General features: G+C 67.8%; 12 protein-coding genes. 11 read left to right on the top strand and 1 reads right to left on the bottom strand.

The window, feature by feature from the left end:
* Positions 1 to 77: 77 nt before the first annotated feature.
* Positions 78 to 773: an outer membrane protein OmpA gene (ompA, locus tag ACFQZY_RS03350; RefSeq protein WP_377412559.1), complete on the bottom strand. Its 696-nt coding sequence runs from the start codon at positions 771 to 773 to the stop codon at positions 78 to 80.
* A gap of 231 nt (positions 774 to 1,004) precedes the next feature.
* On the opposite strand from ompA, the gene gyrA reads away from it, so the two are divergent.
* From gyrA to ACFQZY_RS03405, 11 genes are all read left to right on the top strand, one after another.
* Positions 1,005 to 3,656: a DNA gyrase subunit A gene (gyrA, locus tag ACFQZY_RS03355; RefSeq protein ID WP_377412561.1), complete on the top strand. Its 2,652-nt coding sequence runs from the start codon at positions 1,005 to 1,007 to the stop codon at positions 3,654 to 3,656.
* Between the two features lie 64 nt (positions 3,657 to 3,720).
* Positions 3,721 to 4,806, top strand: a complete 1,086-nt coding sequence (pheA, locus tag ACFQZY_RS03360) for a prephenate dehydratase (RefSeq protein ID WP_377412563.1) — start codon at positions 3,721 to 3,723, stop codon at positions 4,804 to 4,806.
* A gap of 15 nt (positions 4,807 to 4,821) precedes the next feature.
* Positions 4,822 to 5,688: a prephenate dehydrogenase gene (locus tag ACFQZY_RS03365; RefSeq protein WP_377412565.1), complete on the top strand. Its 867-nt coding sequence runs from the start codon at positions 4,822 to 4,824 to the stop codon at positions 5,686 to 5,688.
* Between the two features lie 17 nt (positions 5,689 to 5,705).
* The gene (locus ACFQZY_RS03370; RefSeq protein WP_377412567.1) at positions 5,706 to 7,688 is read left to right on the top strand and encodes a bifunctional 3-phosphoshikimate 1-carboxyvinyltransferase/cytidylate kinase; all 1,983 of its coding nucleotides are present in this window, start codon (positions 5,706 to 5,708) and stop codon (positions 7,686 to 7,688) included.
* Positions 7,689 to 7,840: 152 nt separating this feature from the next.
* Positions 7,841 to 9,517, top strand: coding sequence for a 30S ribosomal protein S1 (gene rpsA / locus ACFQZY_RS03375; RefSeq protein WP_377412569.1), 1,677 nt, complete (start codon positions 7,841 to 7,843; stop codon positions 9,515 to 9,517).
* Positions 9,518 to 9,574: 57 nt separating this feature from the next.
* Positions 9,575 to 9,880 carry an integration host factor subunit beta gene (locus ACFQZY_RS03380; RefSeq protein ID WP_377412571.1) on the top strand — a complete coding sequence of 102 codons (306 nt, stop codon included), beginning with the start codon at positions 9,575 to 9,577 and terminating at the stop codon, positions 9,878 to 9,880.
* A gap of 36 nt (positions 9,881 to 9,916) precedes the next feature.
* Positions 9,917 to 10,198, top strand: a complete 282-nt coding sequence (locus ACFQZY_RS03385; RefSeq protein WP_377412574.1) for a lipopolysaccharide assembly LapA domain-containing protein — start codon at positions 9,917 to 9,919, stop codon at positions 10,196 to 10,198.
* Entirely contained in the window at positions 10,188 to 11,327 is a 1,140-nt protein-coding gene (gene lapB / locus ACFQZY_RS03390; protein ID WP_377412576.1) for a lipopolysaccharide assembly protein LapB, read from the top strand. The genes ACFQZY_RS03385 and lapB overlap by 11 nt, the downstream gene beginning before the upstream one ends.
* A complete protein-coding gene (rfaE1, locus tag ACFQZY_RS03395) occupies positions 11,324 to 12,253 on the top strand; it encodes a D-glycero-beta-D-manno-heptose-7-phosphate kinase (protein ID WP_377412577.1) in 930 nt (309 codons plus the stop codon). Before lapB ends, rfaE1 begins: the two co-directional genes overlap by 4 nt.
* Entirely contained in the window at positions 12,250 to 13,245 is a 996-nt protein-coding gene (gene rfaD / locus ACFQZY_RS03400) for an ADP-glyceromanno-heptose 6-epimerase (RefSeq protein WP_377412579.1), read from the top strand. The genes rfaE1 and rfaD overlap by 4 nt, the downstream gene beginning before the upstream one ends.
* A 97-nt stretch (positions 13,246 to 13,342) precedes the next feature.
* Entirely contained in the window at positions 13,343 to 13,663 is a 321-nt protein-coding gene (locus ACFQZY_RS03405) for a ComEA family DNA-binding protein (protein ID WP_377412581.1), read from the top strand.
* Positions 13,664 to 13,805 lie beyond the last annotated feature (142 nt).

The raw sequence follows: 13,805 nt of genomic DNA on the forward strand, positions 1-13,805 counted from the left end.
GATGGATTGTGCGACAGCGGCGCGGCCAAAGAAAAAGGCCCCGCGGAGCGGGGCCTTTCGTGGCAAGGACCGGGAGATTACCGGTTCGGGCGGGTGCCCACCACTTCGATTTCCACGCGGCGGTTCTTGGCGCGGCCTTCGGCGGTCTTGTTGTCGGCGACGGGCTGCTTCTCGCCCTTGCCTTCGGTATAGACGCGGTTCTTCTCGATGCCCTTGGAGACCAGGTAGGACTTCACGGCTTCGGCGCGCTTGACCGACAGCTTCTGGTTGTAGCCATCAGTGCCCACCGAGTCGGTGTGGCCGACGGCGATGATCACTTCCAGGTTCACACCCTTGACCTTGCCGACCAGGTCGTCGAGCTTGGCCTTGCCGTCGGCCTTCAGGACAGCCTTGTCGAAGTCGAAGAAGGCGTCGGCGGCGTAGGTCACCTTGGTGGCAGCGGGCGGCTGGGGAGCCGGGGCCGGGGCCGGGGCGGGCGCCGGGGCCGGGCGGGCCACGGGAGCCGGAGCCGGGGCTGCAGCGGGAGCCGGGGCCGGGGGCGGCGGGGGAACCAGGGCGCCGTCACAGCCACGGGCGGCGGTGGCGGGGGTCCAGTTGGCATCACGCCAGCACAGTTCGTTCGAGCCGTTCTTGATCACGATCTCGCCCGAGCCGTTGACCCAGTTGTCGACGCGGTTGCCGCCGTCGGCAGCGGTCACGCGGGTTTGCGCGCCCGCGGCAGTAGCCAGCGCAGCGGATGCAAACAAGAGCGCCACTTTGTTCAGTTTCTTCATGGTTCTCCTCTTAGGGGAATAAAGCCGCAGCCGCGCTGCGAAATAACTACGAATCAGGTGACCATCACCAAAAACGTCCGGATCATTGTGCCATAGGGCTTTACAAGGGCAACGCTGCGCCTGCCCCGCTACCGTAGGACAAGCCCCCGAGGCCGCCCCGCTGTTGCTGCGCCGCGACAGGGTGTGGCCAAGCCGTAGAATCCCGAGGTTGCGACCTTGCCGCCGCCCTCCATGACCCAATTCGCCAAAGAAACGCTCCCGATCAGCCTCGAAGAGGAGATGCGGCGCAGTTACCTCGATTACGCCATGAGCGTGATCGTCGGCCGGGCCCTGCCCGATGCCCGTGACGGCCTCAAGCCCGTGCACCGCCGCGTCCTGTACGCGATGCACGAGCTCAATAACGACTGGAACCGCCCTTACAAGAAGTCGGCGCGTATCGTCGGTGACGTGATCGGTAAATACCACCCGCACGGTGACCAGTCGGTCTACGACACCATCGTGCGGCTGGCGCAGGACTTCTCCATGCGCCACATGCTGGTGGACGGCCAGGGCAACTTCGGTTCGGTCGACGGCGACAGCGCCGCGGCGATGCGGTACACCGAAATCCGCCTGGACAAGATCGCCCACGAGATGCTGGCCGACATCGACAAGGAAACCGTCGACTTCGGCCCCAACTACGACGGCAGCGAGAAGGAGCCCCTGGTCCTGCCCTCGCGCCTGCCCAACCTGCTGGTCAACGGCTCGGGCGGCATCGCGGTGGGCATGGCCACCAACATCCCGCCCCACAACCTCAACGAGGTGGTGGACGCCTGCCTGCACCTGCTGAAGAACCCCGAGGCCTCCATCGACGAACTGATGGAGATCATCCCCGCGCCCGACTTCCCCACGGCCGGCATCATCTACGGCATCACCGGCGTGAAGGAGGCCTACCGCACGGGCCGCGGCAAGGTGGTCATGCGGGCCAAGTGCCACTTCGAGGAGATCGATCGCGGCCAGCGCACGGCCATCATCGTCGACGAGATCCCCTACCAGGTGAACAAGAAGACCCTGCAGGAACGCATGGCCGAGCTCGTTCACGAGAAGAAGCTCGAGGGCATCAGCCACATCCAGGACGAGTCCGACAAGTCGGGCATGCGCCTCGTGATCGAGCTCAAGCGCGGCGAAGTGCCCGAGGTCGTCCTGAACAACCTGTACAAGCAGACACAGCTGCAGGACACCTTCGGCATCAACATGGTGGCCCTGATCGACGGCCAGCCGAAGCTGTGCAACCTCAAGGACCTGGTCGAGGTCTTCCTGCAGCACCGCCGCGAGGTGGTCACGCGCAGGACGGTGTTCAACCTGCGCAAGGCCCGCGAGCGTGGCCACGTGCTGGAGGGCCTGGCGGTCGCCCTGGCCAACATCGACGAGTTCATCCGCATCATCCGCGAGTCCCCCACCCCGCCGGTGGCCAAGGCCGAACTGATGAACCGCCCCTGGGACAGCGGCCTGGTGCGCCAGATGCTCACGCGCGCCCGCGAGGACGGCAGCGTGGTCAACGCCGACGACTACCGCCCCGAGGGCCTGGACCGCGCCTACGGCATGCAGGGCGACGGGCTGTACAAGCTGTCCGAGACCCAGGCCCAGGAAATCCTGCAGATGCGCCTGCAGCGCCTGACCGGCCTGGAGCAGGACAAGATCGTCAACGAGTACAAGGACGTGATGGCCGAGATCGAGGACTTCCTCGACATCCTCGCCAAGCCCGAGCGCGTCTCGGTGATCATCGGCGAGGAGCTCTCCGCGCTGAAGCTGGAGTTCGGCCAGAGCAAGCTGGGCGCGCGCCGCAGCGAGGTCGAGCACAACGCCCAGGACCTCGCCACCGAGGACCTGATCACGCCCACCGACATGGTGGTCACGCTCTCGCACACCGGCTACATCAAGAGCCAGCCCCTGTCCGAGTACCGGGCCCAGAAGCGCGGCGGCCGCGGCAAGCAGGCCACCGCCACCAAGGAAGACGACTGGATCGACCAGCTGTTCATCGCGAACACGCACGACTGGATCCTGTGCTTCTCCAACCGCGGGCGCCTGTACTGGCTCAAGGTCTGGGAAGTGCCCGCCGGCTCGCGCGGCTCGCGCGGCCGCCCCATCGTCAACATGTTCCCGCTGGCCGAGGGCGAGAAGATCAACGTGGTGCTGCCCCTCACCGGCGAGTTCCGCAGCTTCCCCGCGGACCACTACGTGTTCATGTCCACCTCGATGGGCACGGTCAAGAAGACCGCGCTGAACGAATTCAGCAACCCGCGCAAGGCCGGCATCATCGCGGTCGACCTCGATGACGGCGACTTCCTCGTGGGCGCCGCCCTCACCGACGGCAAGCACGACGTGATGCTGTTCTCCGACGGCGGCAAGGCCGTGCGCTTCGACGAGAACGATGTGCGCCCCATGGGCCGCAACGCCCGCGGCGTGCGCGGCATGATGCTCGAGGAAGGCCAGTCCGTGATCGCCATGCTGGTCGCCGAGGACGAGCAGCAGAGCGTGCTCACCGCCACCGAGAACGGCTACGGCAAGCGCACGTCCATCACCGAGTACACCCGCCATGGCCGGGGCACCAAGGGCATGATCGCCATCCAGCAGAGCGAGCGCAACGGCAAGGTCGTCGCCGCCACGCTGGTGCATGCCGACGACGAGATCATGCTGATCACCGACAAGGGCGTCCTGGTGCGTACCCGCGTCTCCGAGATCCGCGAGCTTGGTCGCGCCACCCAGGGCGTCACCCTGATCGCGCTGGACGAAGGCGCCAAACTCAGCGGGCTGCAGCGCATCGTCGAGAACGACGCGCAGACGGGCCTCGATGCCGATGCCGGCGCCGAGGGCGACTCCGGCGAGTCCGCCTCCGGCGACGCCTGACCGGCGCCTGTTCACCCCGCCGCGCGACCCGCCAGCCGGGCGCGCGGCCTTCTTCGCTTTCGAGATGGCCAAAGACCTGAACCAACTGAGGACGGAAATCGACGCGGTGGACCGCCAGCTGCTCGCGTTGCTGAATGCGCGCGCCCAGCTCGCGCACGAAGTCGGCGAGATCAAGCGCGTGGAGCGCTCCCCGGTGTTCCGCCCCGAGCGCGAGGCCCAGGTCATCGCCGGCCTGCAGGCCGCCAACCCCGGCCCGCTGAAGGCCCCGCACATCGCCACCATCTGGCGCGAAGTCATGTCGGCCTGCCGCGCCCTGGAGGCGCCGCAGCGCGTGGCCTACCTCGGCCCGGCCGGCACGTTCAGCGAACAGGCGGCGGTGCAGTTCTTCGGCTCCAGCATCGAGCACGTGCGCTGCACCAACTTCGACGAGGTGTTCCATGCCGCCGCCGCCGGCAGCGCCGACTTCGGCGTGGTGCCCGTGGAGAACAGCACCGAGGGCGTGGTCACCCGCTCGCTCGACCTGCTGCTGCAGTCCCCCCTGCACATCGTGGGCGAAACCAGCCTGCTGGTGCGCCACCACCTGCTTCGCAAGCTGAACTCGCTCGAGGGCATCGAGGCCGTGCTGGCCCACCCCCAGGCCCTGGCGCAGTGCCAGGGCTGGCTGTCCAAGCACCTGCCCGACGTGGAGCGCCGCGCCGTCTCCAGCAACGCCGAGGGCGCGCGCCTGGCCGCCACCAACCCCGCCTGGGCCGCCATCGCGGGCGAGCGCGCGGGCAGCGAGTTCGGCCTGTTCCTGGCCGCCCAGGCGATCCAGGACGACGCCTTCAACCGCACCCGTTTCGCCGTGATCTGCCTGCCGCAGACGCTGGACGCGCCGCAGGCCTCCGGCAAGGACTGCGTGAGCCTGGTGGTCTCGGTGCCGAACCGCCCCGGCGCGGTCCATGACCTGCTGGTGCCGCTCAAGCAGCACGGAGTCTCCATGACCCGTTTCGAGTCGCGCCCGGCGCGCTCGGGCGGCCAGTGGGAGTACTTCTTCTTCATCGACCTGCAGGGCCATCCCTCGCAGCCCGCAGTGGCCGCCGCCCTGGCCGATCTGCGCCAGATGTGCGCCTACTACAAGGTCCTGGGCACCTACCCGGTCACCGACTGAGCGGAGCGGCGCCCGATGTTCCAACAGCTCGGCCTCATCGGCTGCGGCCTCATGGGCGGCTCGTTCGCCCTGGCCCTGCGCCAGGCGGGCCTCGTGCACCGCATCGTCGGTTACAGCAAGTCGGCGCAGAGCACCGCGCGCGCCCGTGAACTCGGCGTCATCGACGAGGCCGCGGCCAGCGCCGCCGACGCCGCCGCCGGCAGCGACCTGGTCCTCGTCGCCGTGCCCGTGGCGGCCACCGAGGCCACGCTCGCCGCCATCCGCGAATCCCTCGAGGCCGGCGCCCTGGTGATGGACGTCGGCTCCACCAAGCAGGACGTGGTCGAGGCCGCGCAGCGCGCCCTCGGCGACCGCCTCGGCGCCTTCGTCCCCTGCCACCCCATCACCGGCAAGGAGTCCGCCGGCGTGGACCATGCCGACGCCGGCCTGTACCAGGGCCGCCTCGTGGTCCTGACGCCGACGGCCGACACGCCCCCGGCCCAGGCCGCGCGGGCGCAGCAGGTCTGGGAGGCCGTCGGCGGGCGCGTTCGCCAGCTCGAGCCCCTGGCCCATGACACCACCTTCGCCGCGGTCAGCCACCTCCCCCACCTCCTGGCCTTCGCCTTCATCAACGGTATGAGCGGCCAACCCGATGGGCCCGACATGCTGGCCATGGGCGGCCCGGGCTTTCGCGACTTCACCCGCATCGCCGCCGGCGACCCGCAGGTCTGGCGCGACATCCTGCTGGCCAACCGCGCCCAGGTGCTGGCCCAGGCCCGCCTCTTCGAGCAGGGCCTGGCCGCCCTGGAGAAAACCATCGAGGCCGGCGACGCCGCCGGCCTGCAAGCCCTGATCCAGCAGGCCAGCGACACGCGTTCGCGCTGGCGCATGGGCCAGGACTGAGACCCGCACGAGCCCCCATGTTCGCCACCGAATTCCTCGACCTCCCGCCCCTGGACGGCGCCGCCGGCACCGTGGTCCTGCCCGGCTCCAAGAGCATCTCCAACCGGGTCCTGCTGCTCGCGGCCATGAGCGCCGGCACCACCGAGATCCACGACCTGCTGGACTCCGACGACACCCGTGTGATGCTCGCAGCCCTGGCCGAGCTGGGCTGCCGGCTCGAGTGGCGCGGCGCCGTGCTGCACCTCACCGGCCTGGGCGACGCCGCCCCCGCCTCGCCGGCCAAGCTGTTCCTCGGCAACGCCGGCACCGCCATGCGCCCCCTGGCGGCGGCCCTGGCCGTGCGCGGCGGCGAGTTCGAGCTCTCGGGCGTCAAGCGCATGCACGAGCGCCCCATCGGCGACCTCGTCGACGCCCTGCGTGAGCTCGGCTGCGTGATCGACTACCTGGGCAACGAGGGCTTCCCGCCCCTGCGCATCGGCCGCCCCGCGCTGAAGCTGGACCAGCCGATCCCGGTGCGCGGTGACGTCTCCAGCCAGTTCCTCACCGCGCTGCTGATGGCGCTGCCGCTGGTGGCCGACCGCGACATCGTGATCGCGGTGCAGGGCGAGCTGATCTCCAAGCCCTACATCGAGATCACGCTGAACATGCTGGCCCAGTTCGGCGTGGCGGTCCGCCGCGACGGCTGGGAGCGCTTCACCATCCCCGCGGGCAGCCGCCTGCGCTCGCCCGGCGTGGTCCATGTGGAGGCCGACGCCTCCTCGGCCAGCTACTTCGTCGGGCTGGGCGCGATCGCCGCGGCCGACGCGCCGGTGCGCATCGAGGGCCTGGGCCGCGCCTCCATCCAGGGCGACATCCGCTTCATGGAAGCGGCCGAGGCCATGGGGGCCGCGGTGCAGAGCGGCCCCAACTGGATCGAGGTGCGCCGCGGCGCCTGGCCGCTCAAGGCCATAGACCTGGACTGCAACCACATCCCCGACGCCGCCATGACGCTGGCCGTCATGGCTCTGTACGCCGACGGCACCACCACGCTGCGCAACATCGCCAGCTGGCGGGTCAAGGAGACCGACCGCATCGCCGCCATGGCCAACGAACTGCGCAAGCTCGGCGCGCAGGTGGAGGAAGGCGCGGACTACCTGCGCGTCACCCCGCCCGCGGCCTGGACGCCGGCGAGCATCCATACCTACGACGACCACCGCGTCGCCATGTGCTTCTCCCTCGCCGCGTTCAACCGTGCCGGCGTGCCGGTACGCATCGAGGACCCGAAGTGCGTGGCCAAGACCTTCCCGGACTACTTCGAGACCTTGTTCTCGGTGGCCCACGGCGTCCATGTGCCGGTGATCTGCGTCGACGGGCCCACTGCCTCCGGCAAGGGGACGCTGGCCTCGCAGGTCGCGGCCCGCCTTGGCTACCACTACCTCGACTCGGGCGCCCTCTACCGCATCACCGGCCTGGCCGCCCTGCGCGCCGGCCTGGCGCTGGACGCCGCCCACGAGCACTCCATCGCCCACCTCGCCGAGCGGCTGCCGGTGCGCTTCGAGGCGGACAAGGTCCTGCTGGCCGGCGAGGACATCGCCGAGGCGATCCGCACCGAGGAGGCCGGCATGAACGCCTCCCGGGTCTCCGCCCTGCCCGCCGTGCGCACCGCCCTGGTGGCCCTGCAGCAGTCCTTCCGCCGGCTGCCCGGCCTGGTGGCCGACGGCCGCGACATGGGCACCGTCATCTTCCCCGACGCGCCGCTGAAGGTGTACCTCACCGCCAGCGCCGCCAAGCGCGCGGAACGCCGCCATAACCAATTGATTTCAAAGGGAATTGCGGCTACACTCGACACTCTTCGCGCGGACCTGGAGGCGCGTGACCTGAGGGACTCTTCCCGCACGGTCGCCCCCCTGAAGCCCGCGCAAGACGCCCTGCTGCTCGACAACTCCGAGCAATCGATCGATGAATCGGTTGCCCGTGTTCTCGACTGGTGGAGCGACAGGCAACCCTTCGGGCGCGCCTGACCCCGGGCCCACGGCGCTCCTGCCGCGCGACAGCGCATCGGCGACGTGGATCTAAAACCCAACCGCGGCCCCTGGCCGCACGAAGCCGTCCCAGCCTTAGAAACATCTGCAATGGTGCCGATGGAAACCTGCGCGACGTGCAAGGAAATCTAATGTCCGAATCTTTTGCCGCCCTGTTTGAAGAATCGCTGCAGCGCTCCGAAATGCGCGCCGGCGAGGTGATCACCGCCGAAGTCGTTCGCATCGAGCACAACTTCGTCGTCGTGAACGCTGGCCTCAAGTCCGAAGCCTACGTGCCGATCGACGAGTTCAAGAACGACAAGGGCGAGATCGAAGTCCAGGTCGGCGACTTCATCTCCGTGGCCATCGACGCCATCGAGAACGGCTACGGCGACACCATCCTGTCGCGCGACAAGGCCAAGCGCCTGGCGTCCTGGATGGCCCTGGAAAAGGCCCTGGAGTCCGGCGAATTCGTCACCGGCACCACCTCCGGCAAGGTCAAGGGCGGCCTCACGGTCCTGGTCAACGGCATCCGCGCCTTCCTGCCCGGTTCGCTGATCGACACCCGTCCCATCAAGGACCTGACCCCCTACGAGAACAAGACCCTCGAGTTCAAGGTCATCAAGCTGGACCGCAAGCGCAACAACGTCGTGCTGTCGCGTCGTGCCGTGGTCGAAGCCTCCATGGGCGAAGAGCGCGCCAAGCTGATGGAAACCCTGAAGGAAGGCTCCATCGTCCGCGGCGTCGTCAAGAACATCACCGAGTACGGTGCGTTCGTTGACCTGGGCGGCATCGACGGCCTGCTGCACATCACCGACATGGCCTGGCGCCGTGTCCGCCACCCGAGCGAAGTCGTTCAGGCCGGCCAGGAAATCACCGCCAAGATCCTCAAGTTCGACACCGAGAAGAACCGCGTGTCCCTGGGCCTGAAGCAGATGGGCGACGACCCCTGGATGGGCGTTTCTCGCCGCTACCCGCAGGGCACCCGCATGTTCGGCAAGGTCACCAACATCGCCGACTACGGCGCGTTCGTGGAACTCGAGCCCGGCATCGAAGGCCTGGTGCACGTCTCCGAGATGGACTGGACCAACAAGAACGTGGCTCCCTCCAAGATCGTCTCCCTGGGCGACGAAGTGGAAGTCATGGTCCTCGAGATCGACGAAGACAAGCGCCGCATCTCCCTGGGCATGAAGCAGTGCAAGGCCAACCCCTGGCAGGAATTCGCTCAGAACACCAAGCGCGGCGACCGCGTCAAGGGCCCTATCAAGTCGATCACCGACTTCGGCGTGTTCGTCGGCCTGGCTGCCGGCATCGACGGCCTGGTGCACCTGTCCGACCTGTCCTGGAACGAGCCGGGTGAAGCCGCCGTGCGCAACTACAAGAAGGGCCAGGAAGTCGAAGCCATCGTGCTGGCCGTCGACGTGGACCGCGAGCGCATCTCCCTGGGCATCAAGCAGCTGGACCAGGACCCCTTCACCACCTTCGTGACGGTGAACGACAAGGGCGCCGTGGTCACCGGCAAGGTCAAGACCGTCGACCCCAAGGGCGCCGAGATCGACCTGGGCAACGACATCGTCGGCTACCTGCGCGCCTCGGAAATCTCCCGCGACCGCGTGGAAGATGCCCGCAACGTGCTGAAGGAAGGCGACGAAGTCTCCGCCGTGGTGGTGAACGTGGATCGCAAGACCCGCAACATCCAGCTGTCCGTCAAGGCCAAGGACATGGCCGACGAGCAGGGCGCCATGGCCAGCCTGAGCCAGCAAGCTGCCCGCGAGAACGCCGGCACCACCAGCCTGGGCGCCCTGCTGCGCGCCAAGCTCGAGAAGTAATCACTTCCCGTCCGGTGAACCGGGGGCGGCGCGAGCCGCCCCCTTTTTCCTTGCCCCATGACCCGATCCGATCTCGTTGAAGAACTGGCCGCCCGCTTCGGGCAGCTGACGCACCGTGATGCCGAGTACGCCGTCAAGACCATCCTTGACGCGATGGGCGAGGCGCTGGTGCGAGGCCACCGCATCGAGATCCGCGGCTTCGGCAGCTTCTCGATCAACCGCCGCCCGCCACGCCTGGGACGCAACCCGCGTTCCGGCGAGAGCGTGCAGATTCCGGAAAAGCGTGTCCCCCACTTCAAGCCGGGCAAGGCCCTGCGCGAGGCCGTGGACCGCCGCACCGCCGAGATCAAGGCTGGCGGCTAGCGCGCCGCTAGAATCAGGACTCCACCGAGGAGCCTGATGAAATACCTCGTGTGGCTGCTCAAGGCAGCCATTTTTTTTACCCTGTTCGCTTTCGCGCTGAACAACCAGCACGAAGCCACCGTGAACTTCTTCTTCGGCAGGCAATGGAGCGCGCCGCTGGTGCTGGTGGTGCTGTCGGCCTTCACGCTGGGCGTGGCCGTCGGCGCGCTGGGCATGGTGCCTCGCTGGTGGAAGCACCGGGCCCATGCGCGCCGCGCGCAGGCGCCCACCGCCGCCGCGGCAGATGCCGGCAACTCCCTGGGACCGAATGGAATCTGATTACAGCTGGCTGCTCTGGGCCTTCCCCCTCGCCTTCGCGCTGGGCTGGCTCGCCTCCCGACTGGACCTGCGCCAGCTCCGCATCCACAACCGCCAGGCGCAGGCCCCCAAGGCGTACTTCCGCGGCCTGAACTTCCTCCTCAACGAGCAGCAGGACCAGGCCATCGATGCCTTCATCGAGGCCGTGCGCAACGACCCCGACACCTCCGAGCTGCACTTCGCGCTGGGCAACCTGTTCCGCCGCCGCGGCGAGTACGAGCGCGCGGTGCGCGTGCACGAGCACCTGCTGTCGCGGGCGGACCTGAGCCGTGTCGACCGGCACCGCGCCCAGCACGCCCTGGCCCTGGACTACCTCAAGGCCGGCCTGCTCGATCGCGCCGAAGATGCCCTGCGCAAGCTCGAAGGCACGGCGCATGAGGAGCAGGCCCTGCTGGCGCTGCTCGCCATCTACGAGCGCACCCGTGACTGGAGCCAGGCCGGCGAGATCGCCGGCAAGCTCACGCAGCGGGGCTACGGTGACTACAGCGGACGCCTGGCCCATTACCTCTGCGAGCAGGCGGCCACCGCAGCCGAGGGTCAGGCCGAGCCGCTGGTGCGCAAGGCCCAGGCCATTGCGCCCGACGCCGCCCGACCCGCCATCGAGCTCGCCGCTCTCCAGCGCCGCGCCGGCCAGCACCGCGAGGCCTTCGAGACGCTCGCTACCCTGGCCGGCTCCGCGCCCCGAGCCATCGGGCTGGTCGCTCGCCCACTGGCTGAAAGCGCGATCGCCGCCTCGCAGCAGGCCCGCGCGGTGAAGATCCTGCAGGCGTCCCACGAGGCGTCACCGTCGCTCGACGTTCTGGACGCCCTGGTGCTACTTGAATCGGACCTAGCAGCCGCCCGCGCATGGTACGTGCGGCACCTCGAGCGCGAGCCGTCGCTGGTCGCAGCCGCCAAGTGGGTGGCCGGCGAGAAGCTCGAGCACGACGAATTCCATCCCCAGGTCCAGCGCGCACTGGACCACGCCGCCAAGCCGCTCACACGTTACCGCTGCGCGGCCTGCGGCTTCGAGGCCAATCGCCATTTCTGGCAATGCCCCGGCTGCCAGGCCTGGGACAGCTACCCCGCGCGCCGCGTGGAAGAACTATGAACATCTCCAAGGAACAACTCGCGCAGGCGCGCGTGCTCGTGGTCGGCGACGCCATGCTCGATCGCTACTGGCATGGCGCCGTCGAGCGCATCTCCCCCGAGGCGCCGGTCCCCGTCGTCAAGGTGAACAAGGAAGAAGAGCGCATGGGCGGCGCTGCGAACGTAGCCTACAACGTCGTCTGCCTGGGCGCCCAGGCCAGTTTCCTCGGCGTCGTCGGCGACGACGAACCCGGCCACCGCATGGAGCGCCTGCTCGAAGGCAGCGGCATCGAGGCCCATCTCAGACGCAACCCGGGTCTCATGACCACGGTGAAGCTGCGCGTCATCGGCCGCCACCAGCAGTTGCTGCGCCTCGATTTCGAGAACGAGCCGGACCATGAGGCACTGGCACTGCAGAACGAGACCTTCACCCAGATCGTCCCCCAGCACCAGGCGGTGCTGTTCTCCGACTATGGCAAGGGGGGGCTCGCCCACATCCCGACCATGATCCGGGCCGCGCGCAGCGGCGGCAAGCCGGTACTGATCGACCCCAAGGGTTCGGACTACACCCGCTATGCCGGCGCCACCGTGATCACGCCCAACCGCGCCGAGATGCAGCAGGTGGTGGGTGCGTGGAGCGATGCCGCCAGCCTGGCGGTCAAGGCCCAGAACCTGCGTGAGCAACTCCAGCTCGATGCCGTCCTGGTCACCCTGAGCGAGGAAGGCATGACCCTTTTCGACGCGCAGGGCCAGTCGCATGTCGAAGCCAATGCCCGTGAGGTCTTCGATGTCACCGGCGCCGGCGACACCGTCATCGCCACCCTGGCCGCCCTGGTGGCCGCCGGCCTGCCGCTGCGCGAGGCCATGCCCCTGGCCAACAAGGCCGGCGGCATCGTCGTCGGCAAGTTCGGCACGGCCACCGTCTCCTACGAGGAACTCTTCGCATGACCCGCATCGTGGTGACCGGCGCCGCCGGGTTCATTGGCAGCAACCTCGTCAAGGGCCTGAATGCCCGCGGCATCGACGACATCATCGTCGTCGACGACCTGACCCAGGGCGACAAGTTCCGCAACCTGGCCGACCTCCAGATCGCCGACTATGTCGACGCCGGTGACTTCTACAAGGCCTTTGCCGCGGGCCATTACGGCCACGTCGAGGCGGTCTTCCATGAGGGCGCGTGCAGCGACACGATGGAGACCAACGGCAAGTACATGATGGACAACAACTACACGCTCTCGTGCGGCCTGTTCCGCACCTGCCAGGAGCGTGGCGTTCGCCTCCTCTATGCGTCGTCCGCGGCCACCTACGGTGGCTCGGAGACCTTCCGCGAGTCTCCCGAGTTCGAGAAGCCGCTCAACGTCTACGGCTGGAGCAAGCTGCTGTTCGACCAGCGCATGCGCCGCGAGCTCGGCACGCGGTTCGAGCGCGCGCAGCACCAGGTGGCGGGCTTCCGCTACTTCAACGTCTACGGCCCGCGTGAGCAGCACAAGGGCCGCATGGCGAGCGTGGCGTTCCACCAGTTCCACCAGTTCAAGGCGGACGGCAAGGTACGGCTGTTCGGCGAGTACGGCGGCTACGCGCCCGGCCAGCAGTCCCGCGACTTCATCTATGTCGACGATGTCGTCGCGGTCAACCTCTGGTTCCTCGACAACCCGGGCAAGAGCGGGATCTTCAACCTGGGTTCCGGCCGCGCGCAGCCCTTCAACGACGTGGCCACCTCGGTCGCCTCGTCCCTGGGGGGGAAACCGGTCTCCACGGCCGAGGCCGCTGCTGCAGGCCTCATCGAGTACATCCCCTTCCCCGACGCGCTGCGTGGCAAATACCAGTGCTTCACCCAGGCGGACCTGACGAGCCTGCGCGCTGCAGGCTGCGACCATGCATTCGTGGATGTGCAGACAGGCGTCTCCCGCTACATGACCTGGCTGAAATCGCAGGGTTGATACCCAGCAATAGTCAACCAAAGCATTCAACCTCCGTTGAACCAAGGCCTGTCCATTCGGACGGGCCTTTTTTGTGTCACACGTTCAAGGAGGAACCATGTTCAAGAAGATCCTGGCCTGCGTCGCCCTGCTCGGCGCCCTTTCCGCGGCCTTTGCAGCAGTAGACATCAACAAGGCGACTGAAGCCGAACTGGATGGCATCAAGGGCGTCGGCCCCGCCACCTCCAGCCAGATCCTGGCGGAGCGCAAGAAGTCCGAATTCAAGAACTGGGAGGACCTGATGGGCCGGGTGAAGGGCATCGGTCCGGCCCGCGCAGCCAAGCTTTCCGCAGAGGGGATGACGGTCAGCGGCGCGTCCTACAAGCCGATGGTGACGGCTGTCGAACCCAAGGGCGAGAAGAAGAAGCCCTCGAATTAATGAATTCCTGATTGGAAAACAAAAACCCCCTGTATCTTTCGACACAGGGGGTATTTGCTGCTGTAAGAGCCTGACGATGTCCTACTTTCACACGGGAATCCGCACTATCATCGGCGCAGAGGCGTTTCACTGTCCTGTTCGG

Source organism: Ramlibacter sp. GCM10027632, from assembly GCF_042675325.1.
In the GTDB taxonomy this organism is placed as follows: Bacteria; Pseudomonadota; Gammaproteobacteria; order Burkholderiales; family Burkholderiaceae_C; genus Ramlibacter.